Source organism: Pasteurella skyensis (genome assembly GCF_013377295.1).
In the GTDB taxonomy this organism is placed as follows: Bacteria; Pseudomonadota; Gammaproteobacteria; order Enterobacterales; family Pasteurellaceae; genus Phocoenobacter; species Phocoenobacter skyensis.
This window is the reverse complement of record NZ_CP016180.1, coordinates 1988039-2002336: the sequence shown is the minus strand read 5'-3', so window position 1 is coordinate 2002336 and position 14298 is coordinate 1988039. Positions and strand designations below refer to the sequence as shown.

General features: G+C 33.6%; 14 protein-coding genes. 3 read left to right on the top strand and 11 right to left on the bottom strand.

The features are described 5' to 3' along the window. Nucleotides 1–54: 54 nt before the first annotated feature. Nucleotides 55–999, bottom strand: a complete 945-nt coding sequence (locus A6B44_RS09675) for a 2-hydroxyacid dehydrogenase (protein ID WP_090920788.1) — start codon at nucleotides 997–999, stop codon at nucleotides 55–57. A 159-nt stretch (nucleotides 1000–1158) separates the two neighbouring features. Between A6B44_RS09675 and nhaA the strand changes: the two genes are divergently transcribed. Then, nucleotides 1159–2328, top strand: a complete 1170-nt coding sequence (gene nhaA / locus A6B44_RS09670; protein WP_090920787.1) for a Na+/H+ antiporter NhaA — start codon at nucleotides 1159–1161, stop codon at nucleotides 2326–2328. A gap of 53 nt (nucleotides 2329–2381) precedes the next feature. Here the strand turns inward: nhaA and A6B44_RS09665 are convergent, their stop codons facing one another. Beyond that, the gene (locus A6B44_RS09665; RefSeq protein WP_090920786.1) at nucleotides 2382–2906 is read right to left on the bottom strand and encodes a rhodanese-like domain-containing protein; all 525 of its coding nucleotides are present in this window, start codon (nucleotides 2904–2906) and stop codon (nucleotides 2382–2384) included. Next, nucleotides 2903–3199: an ArsR/SmtB family transcription factor gene (locus A6B44_RS09660; protein WP_218061371.1), complete on the bottom strand. Its 297-nt coding sequence runs from the start codon at nucleotides 3197–3199 to the stop codon at nucleotides 2903–2905. Before A6B44_RS09660 ends, A6B44_RS09665 begins: the two co-directional genes overlap by 4 nt. A 148-nt stretch (nucleotides 3200–3347) precedes the next feature. On the opposite strand from A6B44_RS09660, the gene A6B44_RS09655 reads away from it, so the two are divergent. Then, nucleotides 3348–3698 carry a carboxymuconolactone decarboxylase family protein gene (locus A6B44_RS09655; protein WP_090920785.1) on the top strand — a complete coding sequence of 117 codons (351 nt, stop codon included), beginning with the start codon at nucleotides 3348–3350 and terminating at the stop codon, nucleotides 3696–3698. Between the two features lie 102 nt (nucleotides 3699–3800). Here the strand turns inward: A6B44_RS09655 and A6B44_RS09650 are convergent, their stop codons facing one another. Next, entirely contained in the window at nucleotides 3801–4961 is a 1161-nt protein-coding gene (locus tag A6B44_RS09650; protein WP_090920784.1) for a chorismate mutase, read from the bottom strand. Between the two features lie 442 nt (nucleotides 4962–5403). Between A6B44_RS09650 and A6B44_RS09645 the strand changes: the two genes are divergently transcribed. After that, nucleotides 5404–5823 carry a hypothetical protein gene (locus A6B44_RS09645; protein WP_090920783.1) on the top strand — a complete coding sequence of 140 codons (420 nt, stop codon included), beginning with the start codon at nucleotides 5404–5406 and terminating at the stop codon, nucleotides 5821–5823. Between the two features lie 156 nt (nucleotides 5824–5979). On the opposite strand, the gene mrcB is transcribed toward A6B44_RS09645, so the two are convergent. The 7 genes from mrcB to A6B44_RS09610 form a co-directional block, all read right to left on the bottom strand. Continuing rightward, nucleotides 5980–8319 (bottom strand): penicillin-binding protein 1B, encoded by a 2340-nt coding sequence (mrcB, locus tag A6B44_RS09640; RefSeq protein WP_176673518.1) that lies wholly within the window; start codon nucleotides 8317–8319, stop codon nucleotides 5980–5982. Between the two features lie 64 nt (nucleotides 8320–8383). After that, nucleotides 8384–8806 (bottom strand): hotdog fold thioesterase, encoded by a 423-nt coding sequence (locus A6B44_RS09635; protein ID WP_090920782.1) that lies wholly within the window; start codon nucleotides 8804–8806, stop codon nucleotides 8384–8386. Beyond that, the gene (gene recC, locus A6B44_RS09630) at nucleotides 8781–12089 is read right to left on the bottom strand and encodes an exodeoxyribonuclease V subunit gamma (protein ID WP_176673517.1); all 3309 of its coding nucleotides are present in this window, start codon (nucleotides 12087–12089) and stop codon (nucleotides 8781–8783) included. Before recC ends, A6B44_RS09635 begins: the two co-directional genes overlap by 26 nt. A gap of 52 nt (nucleotides 12090–12141) precedes the next feature. Beyond that, complete coding sequence (locus tag A6B44_RS09625) at nucleotides 12142–12435, bottom strand: DUF5374 domain-containing protein (protein ID WP_090920780.1); 294 nt, start codon at nucleotides 12433–12435, stop codon at nucleotides 12142–12144. Continuing rightward, the gene (locus tag A6B44_RS09620; protein ID WP_176673516.1) at nucleotides 12435–13091 is read right to left on the bottom strand and encodes a DUF2572 family protein; all 657 of its coding nucleotides are present in this window, start codon (nucleotides 13089–13091) and stop codon (nucleotides 12435–12437) included. Before A6B44_RS09620 ends, A6B44_RS09625 begins: the two co-directional genes overlap by 1 nt. Then, nucleotides 13075–13779 carry a PulJ/GspJ family protein gene (locus A6B44_RS09615; RefSeq protein WP_143054808.1) on the bottom strand — a complete coding sequence of 235 codons (705 nt, stop codon included), beginning with the start codon at nucleotides 13777–13779 and terminating at the stop codon, nucleotides 13075–13077. The genes A6B44_RS09620 and A6B44_RS09615 overlap by 17 nt, the downstream gene beginning before the upstream one ends. After that, the gene (locus tag A6B44_RS09610; RefSeq protein ID WP_246253109.1) at nucleotides 13736–14275 is read right to left on the bottom strand and encodes a pilus assembly FimT family protein; all 540 of its coding nucleotides are present in this window, start codon (nucleotides 14273–14275) and stop codon (nucleotides 13736–13738) included. The genes A6B44_RS09615 and A6B44_RS09610 overlap by 44 nt, the downstream gene beginning before the upstream one ends. Nucleotides 14276–14298 lie beyond the last annotated feature (23 nt).

The following is a 14298-nucleotide window of genomic DNA, read 5'->3' as shown; positions in this document are numbered from 1 at the left end:
GAAGCGGTAAGATCTTGTTAAAAATTTACAAAAATCTTACCTTAGTATTTTTAGTTATAATGTTTTAGCAAAATCTTCAATATTTTGAGTCACTTTATTACATAATGTGGTTAATGCAGATTGACTTGCCCAAGCAACGTGTGGGGTGATTAATAAATTTGGCAATTGTTTTGCTGCTTGCATAAGTGGATTATCTATTTGCGGTGGTTCTTTGACCATTACATCCAGTGCTGCCCCTGCAATTGTACCATTTTTTAATGCGTCAAGTAGTGCGACTTCATCAACTAAAGGACCTCGACCTGTATTAATTAAATAGGCGGTAGGCTTCATTAGGGCTAATGTATCTGCATTAATAATATTTTGAGTGGTTTCTGTAAGAGGGCAGTGTAACGTGACTATATCAGCTTCTCTTAGTACGGTATCAAAAGGCGTATAACCTTCTCGAATGGTGGTTGTCCCTTTATGTTCTGCATAAAGTACTTTCATTCCAAGTAATGCAGCGAGACGCCCAACCTCAGTTCCTAAGCAACCTTTACCAATAATACCGAGTGTTGAACCACGAATATCAGTAATTGGAAAATCAGCGTAATAGAATTGCCCACAGGTAGCCCAGCGATCTGTTAGAATCTGATCTTTATGGTAAGAAATAAGTTGGTGCTTTAATGAAAAAATCATACCTAGTACGTGCTCTGGCACTGTTACACTGGAGTAGCCAGCTACATTTTTAACGGTAATCCCTAATTCTTTAGCGGCTTCTAAATCCACGTTATTCGTACCAGTAGCAGTGAGAGCAATCAATTTTAGTTTAGGTAACTTTGACATTACTTCACGATCAAAAATAATTTTACTCATAATAACGATATCAGCATCTTTTACTCTTTCATAAAGTTGCTCAGAAGATGTATGAGAATATTCAACCCAATTATGGGGAAATTGTGGACGTGGAATATTATGTGTATTAGGTACTGCAGTACGTTCTAAAAATACAATATTTAGCATAAAAACACCTCTATTATTTAATTATTATGTAATAGATCATAAAAAGGTTATAATCAAACAACAAAAATAAAATGTCAAATGTTCTCTTTTATTGTGAGCATATTTTTCTTAATCTTACTTAAGAAAAAACTTAATGATATATACAGAAGGATACAATTAATGCTATTAGCCATTCAATCTCTTTTAAAAAAAGAGCCAACAAGTGGAATTCTACTATTCTTATTGGCTCTTCTCGCAATGTTATTTGCTAACACGGGCTTAAATTCACTTTATACGGGTTTTTTAAATATGCCCGTTTCTATTCAAGTAGGGCATTTTGAAATTGATAAATCATTATTACATTGGATAAATGATGGTTTTATGGCAATTTTTTTCATTTTAGTGGGGCTAGAGGTTAAACGAGAACTACTTGAAGGTTCTCTATCTACTTATCAACAAGCCATCTTTCCTGCTATAGCAGCCATTGGTGGAATGGTGGTTCCTGCCGCTGTATTTTATTTAATTACACAATCCAATCCTGAATTACAGAGAGGGTGGGCAATTCCAATGGCAACAGATATTGCTTTTGCATTAGGTATTGTTGCATTATTAGGAAAAAGAGTGCCTTTGGCATTAAAAGTATTTTTATTAGCGTTGGCGATTATTGATGATTTAGGAGCGATAGTTGTTATTGCTATTTTTTACTCAGATACGTTAAGTATGACAGCCCTTATTTCGGCTGGCGTGGCGATTGTTGCCCTTGCAATTATGGGGAAATTAAAGGTTAGCTCAATTGGGGCTTATATGTTGGTTGGGTTAGTGTTATGGGCTTCGGTTTTGAAATCAGGTGTACACGCTACATTAGCTGGCGTGGTGATTGGTTTTTGCATACCATTAAAGGGGCGAAATGGAGAAAAACCATTACATCAATTAGAGCAAACATTAGTACCTTGGTGTTCATTGTTTATTTTACCTTTATTTGCTTTTGCTAATGCAGGAGTCAACTTAAATGGCGTGAGTTTTTCTATGGTTACATCAGCACTACCATTGGGTATTGCATTAGGCTTGATTGTTGGTAAACCATTAGGTGTTTTTATATTTAGTTATTTGTCTGTGAAATTCAACATTGCAAAATTACCAGAGGGTATTAATTTTAAACAAATTTTAGCGGTAGCTTGTTTATGTGGTATTGGTTTTACGATGTCAATGTTTCTTGCTAGTCTTGCCTTCGTTGATGGGGCGGGAGAAAACTTAAATGTATTGTCTCGAGTGGGTATTCTCATTGGATCAATGATTTCTGCTATTTTAGGTTATGGATTATTGAGTAAAACGACACGTATAAATCATTAATGATCAAAAAAGCGAGATAAAGTATCTCGCTTTTTGATTTTTATACTGCAATATTATTTATTCCATGGCATTTTTTGTAATGCTAATGCCATTCCACATTTTCCAGTTAGACCTGCAAAAAGGAGACCTCCTCCGAGTAATAACGTCATTAATGTACCAAATCCAGAACTAAAGCCAATCAGGGAAAAGAGAATATTAAGTCCTCCAGCCGCAATTAATACTTGACGCATCATTGGCATTTTCCCTTTTTTAACATCACGAATAATAGTCAGCTCTGCTTTATCCCATGCTTCAATACCACCAGTAAGGTTATAAATATCTGCTTCAGGAAATAGTTTTATAGCCTCTCCTGCTGCCATTTCACCACGTTTACCTTTTAAACACTGAAATACAATTTTACGTTTTTCTGTAGCAAGGTGGGGAATATGTTGATCGATATTAGTCAATGGCATTGAAATAGCATAAGGAATACGCCATTCAGTAAATTCGGAAGGTTCACGAACATCAACGAGAACGGCTTCTCCAGAGGTTAACCACTCTTGTAGTTGAATTGCTTCGATAGTTTTGATATTGCTCATTTTAGAACTCCTTGGTTATTACAATAGAGGTGATATAAGGTTTCCAACAACGTTCTCATTCGTTGATCTTTAAGATAATAGTTTAATGTACGATGATCACGATTATAATCAATAATACCTGCATTTCTTAGTACGGCAAGATGATTTGACATTAACGTTTGTGGAGCGCCAGTAATGGTCATTAGTTCAGAGACATTTTTAGCACCTTCAACCAATGCGCATAACACCATCAAGCGGTAGGGGTTGGCGATGATTTTTAGTTGTGATGCAGTCTCTTCGGCATTTATAATCATTTCTTGTTTTTGCAAATGTAAAATTCCTTCGTAGATATTTTTATAAATAGTAACATATTTTATTTAACATTAGTACTTTTAAATACCACAATATTCTGATATGATATCTCTAACTTCAGGTTTTTATGAAATAAATAAGGAGAAAATAATGAGTTATAATTACACAGAACTTACTCGAAATCTTAATGAAAAATTAGGACAACTTCGAGCCGCTATACCTGATTCAATGCAAGGGTTTAGCAAAATGGCACAATCTGCACTGAAAGAAGATGCGTTGTCTTTTAAGCAAAAAGAGATGATGGCAATGTCAATTGCGATTGCAATGCGTTGTCAAGGCTGCTTAGGCTTCCATGCTAAAGCTTTAGTCAAAGCAGGTTGTACTCGTGCTGAATTTATGGAAATGTTGCAAGTTGCTATTTATATGGGTGGTGGCCCATCAGTAATGACTGCAGCGGAAGCCTTAATGGCATATGAAGAATTTGGCGGCGAAAAAGAATAAACACGATTTACTCTTCAATGAAGCGGTAAGTTATTACTCACTTTTTGCAAAAAGTTGTGATAATCTTACCGCTATTCATAGCAAAAATAGCAGATAAGACTATTATTCAATCGCGACAGGATCAACAATTTCACTTGGATAACAACCCAAAACATTCACATAACGTGTAAATTTTTTAAGTTCTTCTAAGGCATCTTGAGTATCTTGGCTATGAATGTTTGCCCTTAATTCAATATAAAACATCTCTTCCCAAGGTTTACCATAAATAGGACGAGATTCCAGTTTTGTCATTACAATATTATGTTTTTTAAATACCATTAAAGCATCAACTAAAGCACCTGCTTGTTGAGTAGTATTCATCAATAATAGGGTTTTAGTTTGGATTTGTGGAGACACTTTTACAGACTCTTTTGCAAATACTATAAAACGTGTCATATTATGAGGTTGATTTGCAATATCCTGTTCTAATACCTCCAAACCATATAATGCCCCTCCTTCCTGATTACCCAAAGCGACAATATGAGGATTATTTAATCGTGCAACTAACTCCATTGCGTGAGAACTGCTCTCACAATATTTAATTTGTACTTTATTTAAACATTGAATAAATTGGCTACATTGTTGAATAACTTGTGGGTGGCTATAAAGGGTTTCAATGTGAGCTAAATCAAGTTGCTCTACACCTAAAACACAGTGCTTAATGGCATAAGCTAACTCTCCCACCAATGATAATTTTGTATGCTGTAATAAATCATACACTTCATTAATAGAACCAGAGGTTGTATTCTCAAGGGGTAAAATACCATAATCGGCTTCACCGTTTTCTACTTTATCCAACACATCTTTAAAAGAGGTACAATTTACTTCAATTAACCGTTCTTGATGTTGTTTAGCAAACTGACGAGTTGCAAGGTGTGAGTAAGATCCTCGCATTCCTAAATAGGCTACAGTTATTGCTGGTTCTGTGATTTGGTTAAGTTTATTTTGTAAATAATTTTGTTGTGTTAATACTGAATCTTCAATAATGCGTTGAAAAATTTGGATGATATATTGTGGGTCGAGGGGATATTTTTCTCTTTCAGCAAAAGCAACTAACTCTTGAAGCAGAGCTTTTTCTCGCTGAACATCTCGTAAAGGTTTTTGCGTATTTTCTTTACTTCTTACCACATCATATGCAAGCTGATGACGTTCTGACAACAGTTTTAATAAATGACGATCAATTTGGGTAATTTGTTGACGAATTTCTAATAAATCTAACGACATTGGTTTTCCTGCACTCATTCTTCTTGATTAATAGGGGTTAATGATAGTTATATACTGTACAAAATCATACCTCTTATTAAATAAGATTGCATTAAAATTTTATGACTACCAGTCCTTTCACACAGCGCAAAATCATATTTAGAATTATTATTGTCCTTTCTTCGAAAGTGATAGATGATCAAATTCTAAGGGGAAGGGAATCTATAGAAGGCGTTAGTTTAGTGCGTGAACACCTAATGCTTCGACAGGCTCAGCAATCGGTGTTCTAGTCGAGCAAGGGGGAGAAACAAAAAATTAAATTATAATTAGCATAATTTATGTCTTTTAAAATTAATAGTTTAAAGTATGCGGTTGTCTCGAATCAGTATACTGATTATTGGTTATACCTTGACAGTATAACCAATAAATATCTTATTAAACTGATAAATGAGGATTTGAGACAATGAAAATATTAAAAAAATGTTTATCCGCATTACTTGTTGTTATTCCTGTGCTGGCGGTTGCTGATACAGGGGAGATGATGGATAAAGTAACAGGGATTATGCTTGATAAAGGATTATCTGAGACATCGTTCAAAAGACACAGTAGATTGAAAAAGGGTAAAACAAAAACTTTCACTTTTCATACTGTAGAAGATCAAGAGTATGTTCTTGTTGGTTTGTGTGATAGAGATTGTGATGATTTAGATCTTCGAGTAAAGCATCCTACGACAGGTAAAACTCTCTATAAAGATATTGATTCATCGGATAAGGCAATTATCAAATTACCAGCACTACGTGATAAATATAAAGTTGAAGTAAAAATGGTAAAATGTAGTGATAGTTCGGGTTGTTATTTGAGAGTAAATGCATTTAAATTATAGGAAATATAGGCATAAAGGACAAAAGGATGGTAAAAAGTGGCTTAAAATAAGGTTTTAAGCCACTTTTTTAAAACACTGTTGACTCCTTTGATAACAAGGTATTAATAGTGTTTTTATTTTGCAAATTTTTGATTCAATGTACCCGCTTGGTCACTATTAATCTTGTAATGTTAAAATATCCCAAATACTTGGTTTAGGTTTTTGAGGCGTACTTCTAGGAGACGTACAGTAAAATTGCCCTTGATTACGCCAGACAGGAATTTTGTTATTACTGTCACAGTCCCACGAGCCGTAACTGTTAATACCGACCCATTGAATTGATGGTGACGTTGGTAGCTTAAAACGAGTGGGTATGGTGCGTTTTAGATATTGTTTATAAATAAATAAGGCGCCACTAGATCCTGTCAGATAAGTATCACTGTAATTATCTTTGCCTAGCCAAACCGTAGTGATGTTTTTTCCATCAATACCCACAAACCAGGTATCTCGTGCATTATTGGTCGTTCCCGTTTTTCCTGCTAAATTAAGATGAGCAAAGTTTTGTTGTAAACTACGCCCTGTCCCTCTTTTTATTGCTTGTTGCATTGCATAGAGGGTTTGAATGGTAGCTTCTTTGGGTAATACTCGTTTTGCTTTTCGTTTATTCTGTTTATAAATTAGGCGACCATTTTCAGAGATAATACTTTCAAGTGTGGTTAGTGGTAGCTTTTCTCCTGCATTGGCTAGCACTTGATAAGATTTTGTCACTTCATAAGGTGAAATGGTGTAAGAACCTAATAATGTGGCAGGATAAGGAGGGATTTTGGCGTTATCCCATCCCATTTCTTTTTGCTTTGCGATGACTTTTTTAAGTCCTACTTTCATACCAATATTGACAGTGGGTATGTTCATTGAGCGTACAAGGGCATCCATTAACATTACGGAACCACTGAATTTATTGTTGTAATTACGAGGTCGCCACGATGGGCTACCTTTTACTTTAATGGTGATAGGACTATTGTCAATCGGCGTATTTAATCGAAAATTTTGTGGATCTGATAGAGCAATGGCATAAATTGAAGGTTTAACCAGTGAACCAATTTGACGTTTGGCTTGGATGGCTCGATTAAAACCTGCAAATTGAGTTTCAACGCCACCAACAATGGCTCGAATTTTCCCTGTACTATATTCAGCGACGACCATTGCAGACTGTAAGTTTTTGACTTTATTACTACTATTTTCAAGCTGAGCAATGCCATTAATGACGGCCATTTCGGTTGCGCATTGTTGTTCTCTATCAAGGGTGGTAAAAATTTTTGAACCAGAGAGTTTAGAGGCAATATTTTTACCAAATTTTTGTTTTAATTCTTTATTTAATGCTTGCATAAAAGCAGGCTGTTGGCGGTAAATTTTGCCTTTTGGTTTTACACCTAAAGGACGTTTGGCGAGCATTGTATAAAGTTCTTTATTAATTAGTTTATTGTTAAGCAATACTTTTAAAACGATATTACGACGTTTTATCGCATATTTAGGATTACGCCAAGGGTTATACAGTGAAGGACCTTTTACAATGCCGACCAGTAATGCTAATTTATCTAAGCTAATTTCTTGAATTGGGCGACCAAAATAAAATTGGCTGGCAAGGGCAAATCCATGAATTTGGTAGTTACCGTTTTGACCGAGATAAATTTCATTAAGATAAGTTTCTAAAATACGGTTTTTACTGTAGCGGAAGTCTAAAATTACAGACATTAAGGCTTCATTTATTTTACGAACAAGGGATTTTTCAGGGGTTAAAAATAAATTTTTTACTAATTGTTGAGTTAGAGTGCTGCCTCCTTGCACTCGACGCCCTGCTCTATAATTGGTAATTAAGGCGCGTATGATGCCAAGTGGGCTAATGCCTTCGTGTTCATAAAAGTGTTTATCTTCCGTAAGAAGCAAGGCTTCAATGAGTAAACGAGGATACATTTTTAGGTGAATAGCTTGACGATCTTCATCGTTTTCAGAATGTAATATGGCAATGAGTTTTGGATCAAGGCGAAACTCATCAACTAAACGCACTCGCACTAAATCTTCAATATGCGTTAAACGATTTTGTTTAAAGCGCAATCTAAGCATTCTTTGTGCTTCAGGTTTGGTTGGAAATGGAAAAGCACGACGGATCAGTAGTAGTGAATTGTTTTCAACTTTAAAATCCCCTGGAGTTACTACTTGGGAGACTCTTCGGTAGCCATTATCGTGTAGTGTCAAAATGATTTCATCTAGGCTTTTATGGTCTTTAACTCGAATATGATCTATTCTGGAATAGACTTCGGCAGGGAGTTGCCAAATTTGTCCGTCCATTTTGGTACGAATTTTACTATCTAAATAAATACCATAAAAAAATAGGCATACAACACCTGTCAGCATTAGTTTTAAAACTATTGCGAGTAAGGCTTTTTTTTGTTTTTTATTCTGTTTGATGGGTGCCTTTTTGGTTGTTTTCTTTACTTTTTTTGACTTTGTTTTTGCCATTGTATTTTTTTATCCTAACTATTTCACGACATTTTAACCAATAACGGTACATAAAACAAAGAAGTTAGGCTTTTGTGATGATTTTTACAACTAATGTGGCGATGGAGAAAGGCTCATTTTTTTCGTTATATTGTGTGATTTCCCAAATATGTTCATCGGTATTTAAGTTTATAGGCTGAGCTTTAGCAGTGACAACTCCTTGTTTTACCGCTTTTAAATGACGAATATTCAGCTCTTTTCCTACAGGGATTTGATTTGATTCACAACACAGTAAAGAGGCAGCAGAACCAAGAGTTTCTGCCATTACTGCTGAGACACCACCGTGTAATAAACCAAAAGGTTGAGTAGTACGTTGATCGACTTGTAATGTGGCTTCTAACCAATTTTCACCAAAACGTACAAATTCAATGCCTAAGTGTGAAACCGCACAATTTTGACAAAGTTGATTAAGTTCTTGAATATTAGGTGTTATTTTCCAAATTGTCATTGTTACCTTCTGCTATGTTTTTATTTTCCCACATTACTGTAAACCAATCGAGGGTTTTTTGGTAAATTTTTTGATAAATGATACCGCTTGTTTGATTGAGAATGCGGTTTAAATATACTTTTTCGTGGTTAGTTTGGTTGTAATTTTCTGTGACTAACGAATCTAACTGCTGTTGGATGAATTGATCGAGAGAGTCTGACTTTTGATACTGTTTAAAGAACGTCTCTAAATTTTGATAAATACCCCATTGTAATTCATTAAATGACTCTAAATAATCGTTGATATAGTCATCTAACAACTCGTTTGCCTTGCTTTGTTCAACAGGTTGAAAGGTTAGTTTTCCGATTTTGTTGTCATTTTTATAATAAAACACCAGATGTTGCGATGTATTATTAACCTGTAATAATAAGTGATACAGCCACATTTGAATAATGTCTTTATCCCTTAACTTTCCTGCACGATATAACATAATATGATCATCGGCTTGATAATGTCTTAAGTTACCATAGAGAGGAAGATTATTCCCTTTGTAATAGAGCGGTAAAGTTTGTTTACCTTGTTTGATGTAGGGAGTAAGGTATTGATGAAGCATTGCTAATTCATTGATTAAATGATGTTGGGTCACTTCTCTAAAACCGTTAGCTGGCAAGGCACCTTTTAATTTTTCTTGATTAAAAAAATCCTCAAATTTTTGTGGTGGTGTTATTAATAATTCATCATAAAATTGAAATTTTTCTAAATTAGACAGGTTGAAAGGTTCTGTTTCTTCAATGGTTGTATCATATTGAGAAAAATTGATCCCCAGATGATGATTAAAGAAAAATTTAATAGGTTGTTGAATAAAATGAATTAAATCGTCTAAATCGATATAGTGAATTTCAGGTTTATTATTAATAGGCATTAAAAAATCACTGGAAATATCTTGTGGATTTAAGGTTTCTAACCAACTTTTAGCGTATGAGCGATGTGGATTATCAAGAGTAAAATTAATAGGATTGAAAGCGGTCATTGAATGTTGAATAACATTACTTTCAAAGAAAGATAACTCTCCTTTTTTAGGTAAAAAATCACACAGTTGTGAAACTAACACAGAGGGTGATTCCAACTGGTTTTTAATTAAACTTTGTCCTACATAGCTGATATAAAAAATATCTTTAGCAGAAAGTAGTGCTTCTAAAAAGAGATAGCGATCATCTTCTCGTTTAGCACGATCGCCTTTTTGTGGTGCGTGTTGCATTAAGTCAAAGCTGTTGGTGTGGTATTGACGAGGGAAATGTTTTTCACTCATTCCCAATAAACAAACGACTTTAAAAGGAATAGAGCGCATTGGTAGTAACGTCGCAAAATTAACACTTCCAGCTAAAAAGTTGAGATGTGTTTTATTATTTTCTAATAATTCATTCATTAAGCTAATAATAATTTCATCGTCAATAACATCATTAAACTGGCTGTCTGTTACGTTTTGAACCATTTCATCAATAGCATTATGTAACGCTAGTAAACTATTGATATTAGTTTCATCTTCTAAATAAAAGTCCTCAATAAGTTGTTTTAATCGTCCTTTCCACTGTTCCATATTGTGAGAGTGATGAAGAAATTCAATCCAATCCATAATTTTGCAAATAAATTGACTTAACTGACCGCTTATTTCGCTTTGTAAACCATAACTTTCATCAAATGCGACGGTTTCTTCCCAAATACCATTTTCTTCTTTTAAGCAGCTTCCTAATAGTAAGCGGTTTAAACCATTTTCCCACGAGTTATAGTTTTTCCATTGTGGACTCTCTAATTTAAGTCCAGAACGAATACCTACTTTTTTAATCCAATCACGAAGCTGTTCAATTTGTTGAGTTGAAAAATTAAATTGGTTTTGAATTGCAGTTACACTGAGTAATTCAATCATTTCCTCTGCACTACAAATTGACTCTTTTATTGAAAGTAAATGGAGAAAACTTTTTATAATAGGATCAATGTCTTGAATATGTTGATCAGAAATACTGTAAGGAATGGCACAAGGATCTTTACGCTCAAATACAGCGGTGATATAAGGTGCATAAAGATCAATATTAGGCGACATTACAATAATATCTTTTGGAGCAAGCTGTGAATCTTGTTCAAATAAGTGTAAAAGTTGATCGTACAATACTTCGACTTCTCGTAATGGGCTATGACAAGAGTGAAGTTGAATCGAGTAATCTTGTTCTTCTTGAGTAAAAGTAACCTCATCAGTTAAATTTAAAATACTGTGTTGTAACTGTGCCAATAGGTGAGTTCGATTTTCAAGTGGGTCAATATAAGCCGAAATTTCATTATCTTGTCGTTCTAATAGAATATTAAAAAAGTCTCTTCCCTGTTTTCCCCACATTGTGAGTAGAGGATTGGAAGACAAGGATGCTCCCTCACTTTCTAAGCCAATTTTTCCATTATAGAGAGCAATTTTATCCATCATTTTTTCTTCTAAAATATTACCCCAGTAGTATTGGCTAGGGTTAAGGAAAAATAGATGAATATCACAATGTTCACTCAGTTTAACAAGGGTTTCTAGTTGTGATATTGGGAGTGATGATATACCAAAAATAAAAATACGTTGTGGTAATTTGTGTTTTTCTACAGCAGTTAAGTTATTTAATTTATCAAAGAAACGCTGTTGAAAATAAGCACGATGAGAGGTTGTGAACACCGCTTCATTACTGTCTTGTTTTAGCCTTGCAACGAGTGCATTCCACAATTCACTTTGCCATTGCACCTCTGTTTGTAGGTGTGTTTTCATACTTTGGCTAAGTTTATCATTGTATTGAAAAATTTCAGCTAACACTTTTTCATTCTGATTATTTTCCCAATGAATTAACCAGTGTGGGCGATAAACAAGGTATTGGTCAAACAATTCTGCAATCGCTTTGGCTAATTGATAATATTTAGCTTGTTTAGGATTTTCGCCCAAATAAAATTTAAGTGAACTAAAGGATTCAGAGTCTAAAAAATGAGGTATGATTTGCATTAATCGCCATACCGTTAATTTTTGATCAAAAATATTTTCTTTTGGTAGCTCGGGTAATAAGTTACGGTATTGCTTCCAGAGAAAACTGGTTGGAAACGGAAATTCAAAATTAATGGCGACACCGTCCTCTTGGGCAATTTCCATTTGTAACCATTGAGCCATACCTGTACTTTGTACTAAAATCGTTTCCGCTTTAAAGGGATCATAATTTGGCTGTACTTTAAGTAGTTGGAGCAATAATTTTTTTTGAGTCTCTAATTGATTAGAATAATATACCGTAAACATTGTCATCTCTTTTGATCATTTAGGGAGATTTTCCTCTAACTGGTCACAAGATTCAAGGTTTTAAATGAAATTCTCCTAGTGGAAAGGTGACCTTTATGCTATTTGTTTGGCAACTGATATTAAACGTGATGTCATTTTGAAGAAAAGAGGATTCACAGGGTAAATTTGCCATTTTTAATGAAATTTGATTTTCAGCAACCTGCATTGCTTGTAAACGTTGATAGAGCAATATTTCTGATTTGTTCTGTTGTTTTTGCCTTTGAGTATAACTGAATAGCATTATTGAAAATAAAACTATTGCAGTGAGTAAGCTAACAAAGGTTTCTGCTTTGAGTAGGTGTCCCATTATTTTGCTCCATTTAATATATTTTGAGAACGAGGAATATACGTCCAATCGCCATATTTCTTTTTCAAATTATTAATAACACTTTTTTTATAAGATAAATTTCGCTCTTCACGTTTATTATCATAAGAGGAGTACAATTTTCCATAGAATTTTTTTCCTTTAATATCAAAATAGTAGTGAGTAATAATAATGCCATAAAAATTTCTTTTCAGACGTTCATCAATGGCATTATCTGCGATAACAATACGAGGTTTTTTGATAGATGTTTTAGGTAAATCATTTAAAGAGCGAATATGAATAATGTCTTTTTGATATTTTTTAATATCAAGATGGTGTTGAATATCAGTAAAGGAAATGTATTTCTTTTTATTTGGTTCAGTAGTAAAAATAGACACATTTTTGCAAAAAAATTGAAAGATCTTACCGCTTGTTATGATATCTATTTGCTCTTTTTTATATTGATTACACAATTGTGTTTTATCTTGATGAATATAATCAATTAATTTTAGTTTATGTTTTAAGTACTGATGGTAATAATGTTGGGTAATCGTTTCACTATGAATCAATTTATCTTTAGTGATAAACATTATAGATAATACACTTAGCAGTAAAATTATGGCAATCAGTGAGATGGATGCTTTAAATGGTTTTATCATAGTCGTTAAAAATATAAATATAAGATTGAGAAGAGTAAGTTTCCCCATTTTTCTTTAATGATAAGGATACTTGCATAATTTTGTGTTCTTTTAGCCAAGTAAAATTTAACATTGACACTTTGTAGTTGCTATTCTCGGTCAGTTTTCCCCATTCACCCTGATCACAGCTGGTGAGTAATTGTTTACATTTAGGCAATAAACATTTATTGATACGGCTATCTTCATAAATATAAATCTCTTGATTTTTTACTTTAAAACCAAAGACTTCTTTGGCTATTTGGTTGGTTTTATTTTGTTTTTTTGTAGCACACGCACTGTTTTTCTTACGATTACCAACACAGCCATCGCTGTTGATATCATAAAAAAATAGTAAACAGTGAGGCAGTATATTGACGGATAACTGGTTATTTTGGAATAAAATATAATTGCTTTGCTCTCTGTTTATGCCTTGATAATACAGATGTTGAATATGTTGTTTAAAAAAATTGATAATTTGTTGGGTATTTTGTTGTAGCTCTAAACGGGTTTTTAGTTTATTTTGATTCTGATGGCTACTGGAATAAAAAGAAGCAAAAGAAAAGAGCAAAACAGTGGTTAAGGATAATGATATCAATATCTCAACTAAAGTTACTGCTTTAAAGGATTTAACGATAGCGACATCGGCTAATCTTGTTTTTTGGAATAACATCAACGACTCCATATTGATTAAATTTTAAAATTTCACTGTATTGATTAACGGAAATATTTACACATTTTGATTCTAATGTACCCGCTATACCATCAATATTAATAAAGGTTTTTGGATAATAAAGAGAGGTATTGAGTTGAGATCCGTCAATGTTATTTTTATAGAGTAAATACTCATCAAATTTTGCACAGCTTGATAAATTAAGACAATTGCATTTTACCCGTCTTCTTGTTTTTTTCTTGATAGCAATAATGCACCATTTTTGTTTTGCTATATCTTGTGAGAGCAGTAAAGAATAGCGCTTTTTATGATAACGTGCTTTGGTTTGTACTTGATAAATAAAGGATTTAACTAATGCAATTTCAGTGTTTAACTTATGATTATCTTGTAATTTGAATATAACAGGGGAAAGGAAATAGAGAGAAATAACTAAAATACAAAGTGTTATTAATGTTTCTATTAGTGTGATTGCTTTTAATATTGAATGATTAACCATAAAGCAAAAGCCCCAGTCTATTT

Excerpts from the sequence above, each read along its gene's own strand:
- A6B44_RS09625 (WP_090920780.1), bottom strand. The coding sequence starts at position 12,435 with ATGGGACACCTACTCAAAGCAGAAACCTTTGTTAGCTTACTCACTGCA.
- mrcB (WP_176673518.1), bottom strand. The coding sequence starts at position 8,319 with ATGGCAAAAACAAAGTCAAAAAAAGTAAAGAAAACAACCAAAAAGGCA.
- A6B44_RS09620 (WP_176673516.1), bottom strand. The coding sequence starts at position 13,091 with ATGATAAAACCATTTAAAGCATCCATCTCACTGATTGCCATAATTTTA.
- A6B44_RS09615 (WP_143054808.1), bottom strand. The coding sequence starts at position 13,779 with ATGTTATTCCAAAAAACAAGATTAGCCGATGTCGCTATCGTTAAATCC.
- A6B44_RS09645 (WP_090920783.1), top strand. The coding sequence starts at position 5,404 with ATGAAAATATTAAAAAAATGTTTATCCGCATTACTTGTTGTTATTCCT.
- A6B44_RS09665 (WP_090920786.1), bottom strand. The coding sequence starts at position 2,906 with ATGAGCAATATCAAAACTATCGAAGCAATTCAACTACAAGAGTGGTTA.
- A6B44_RS09610 (WP_246253109.1), bottom strand. The coding sequence starts at position 14,275 with ATGGTTAATCATTCAATATTAAAAGCAATCACACTAATAGAAACATTA.
- A6B44_RS09655 (WP_090920785.1), top strand. The coding sequence starts at position 3,348 with ATGAGTTATAATTACACAGAACTTACTCGAAATCTTAATGAAAAATTA.
- A6B44_RS09675 (WP_090920788.1), bottom strand. The coding sequence starts at position 999 with ATGCTAAATATTGTATTTTTAGAACGTACTGCAGTACCTAATACACAT.
- A6B44_RS09660 (WP_218061371.1), bottom strand. The coding sequence starts at position 3,199 with ATGATTATAAATGCCGAAGAGACTGCATCACAACTAAAAATCATCGCC.
- A6B44_RS09650 (WP_090920784.1), bottom strand. The coding sequence starts at position 4,961 with ATGTCGTTAGATTTATTAGAAATTCGTCAACAAATTACCCAAATTGAT.
- A6B44_RS09635 (WP_090920782.1), bottom strand. The coding sequence starts at position 8,806 with ATGACAATTTGGAAAATAACACCTAATATTCAAGAACTTAATCAACTT.
- nhaA (WP_090920787.1), top strand. The coding sequence starts at position 1,159 with ATGCTATTAGCCATTCAATCTCTTTTAAAAAAAGAGCCAACAAGTGGA.
- recC (WP_176673517.1), bottom strand. The coding sequence starts at position 12,089 with ATGTTTACGGTATATTATTCTAATCAATTAGAGACTCAAAAAAAATTA.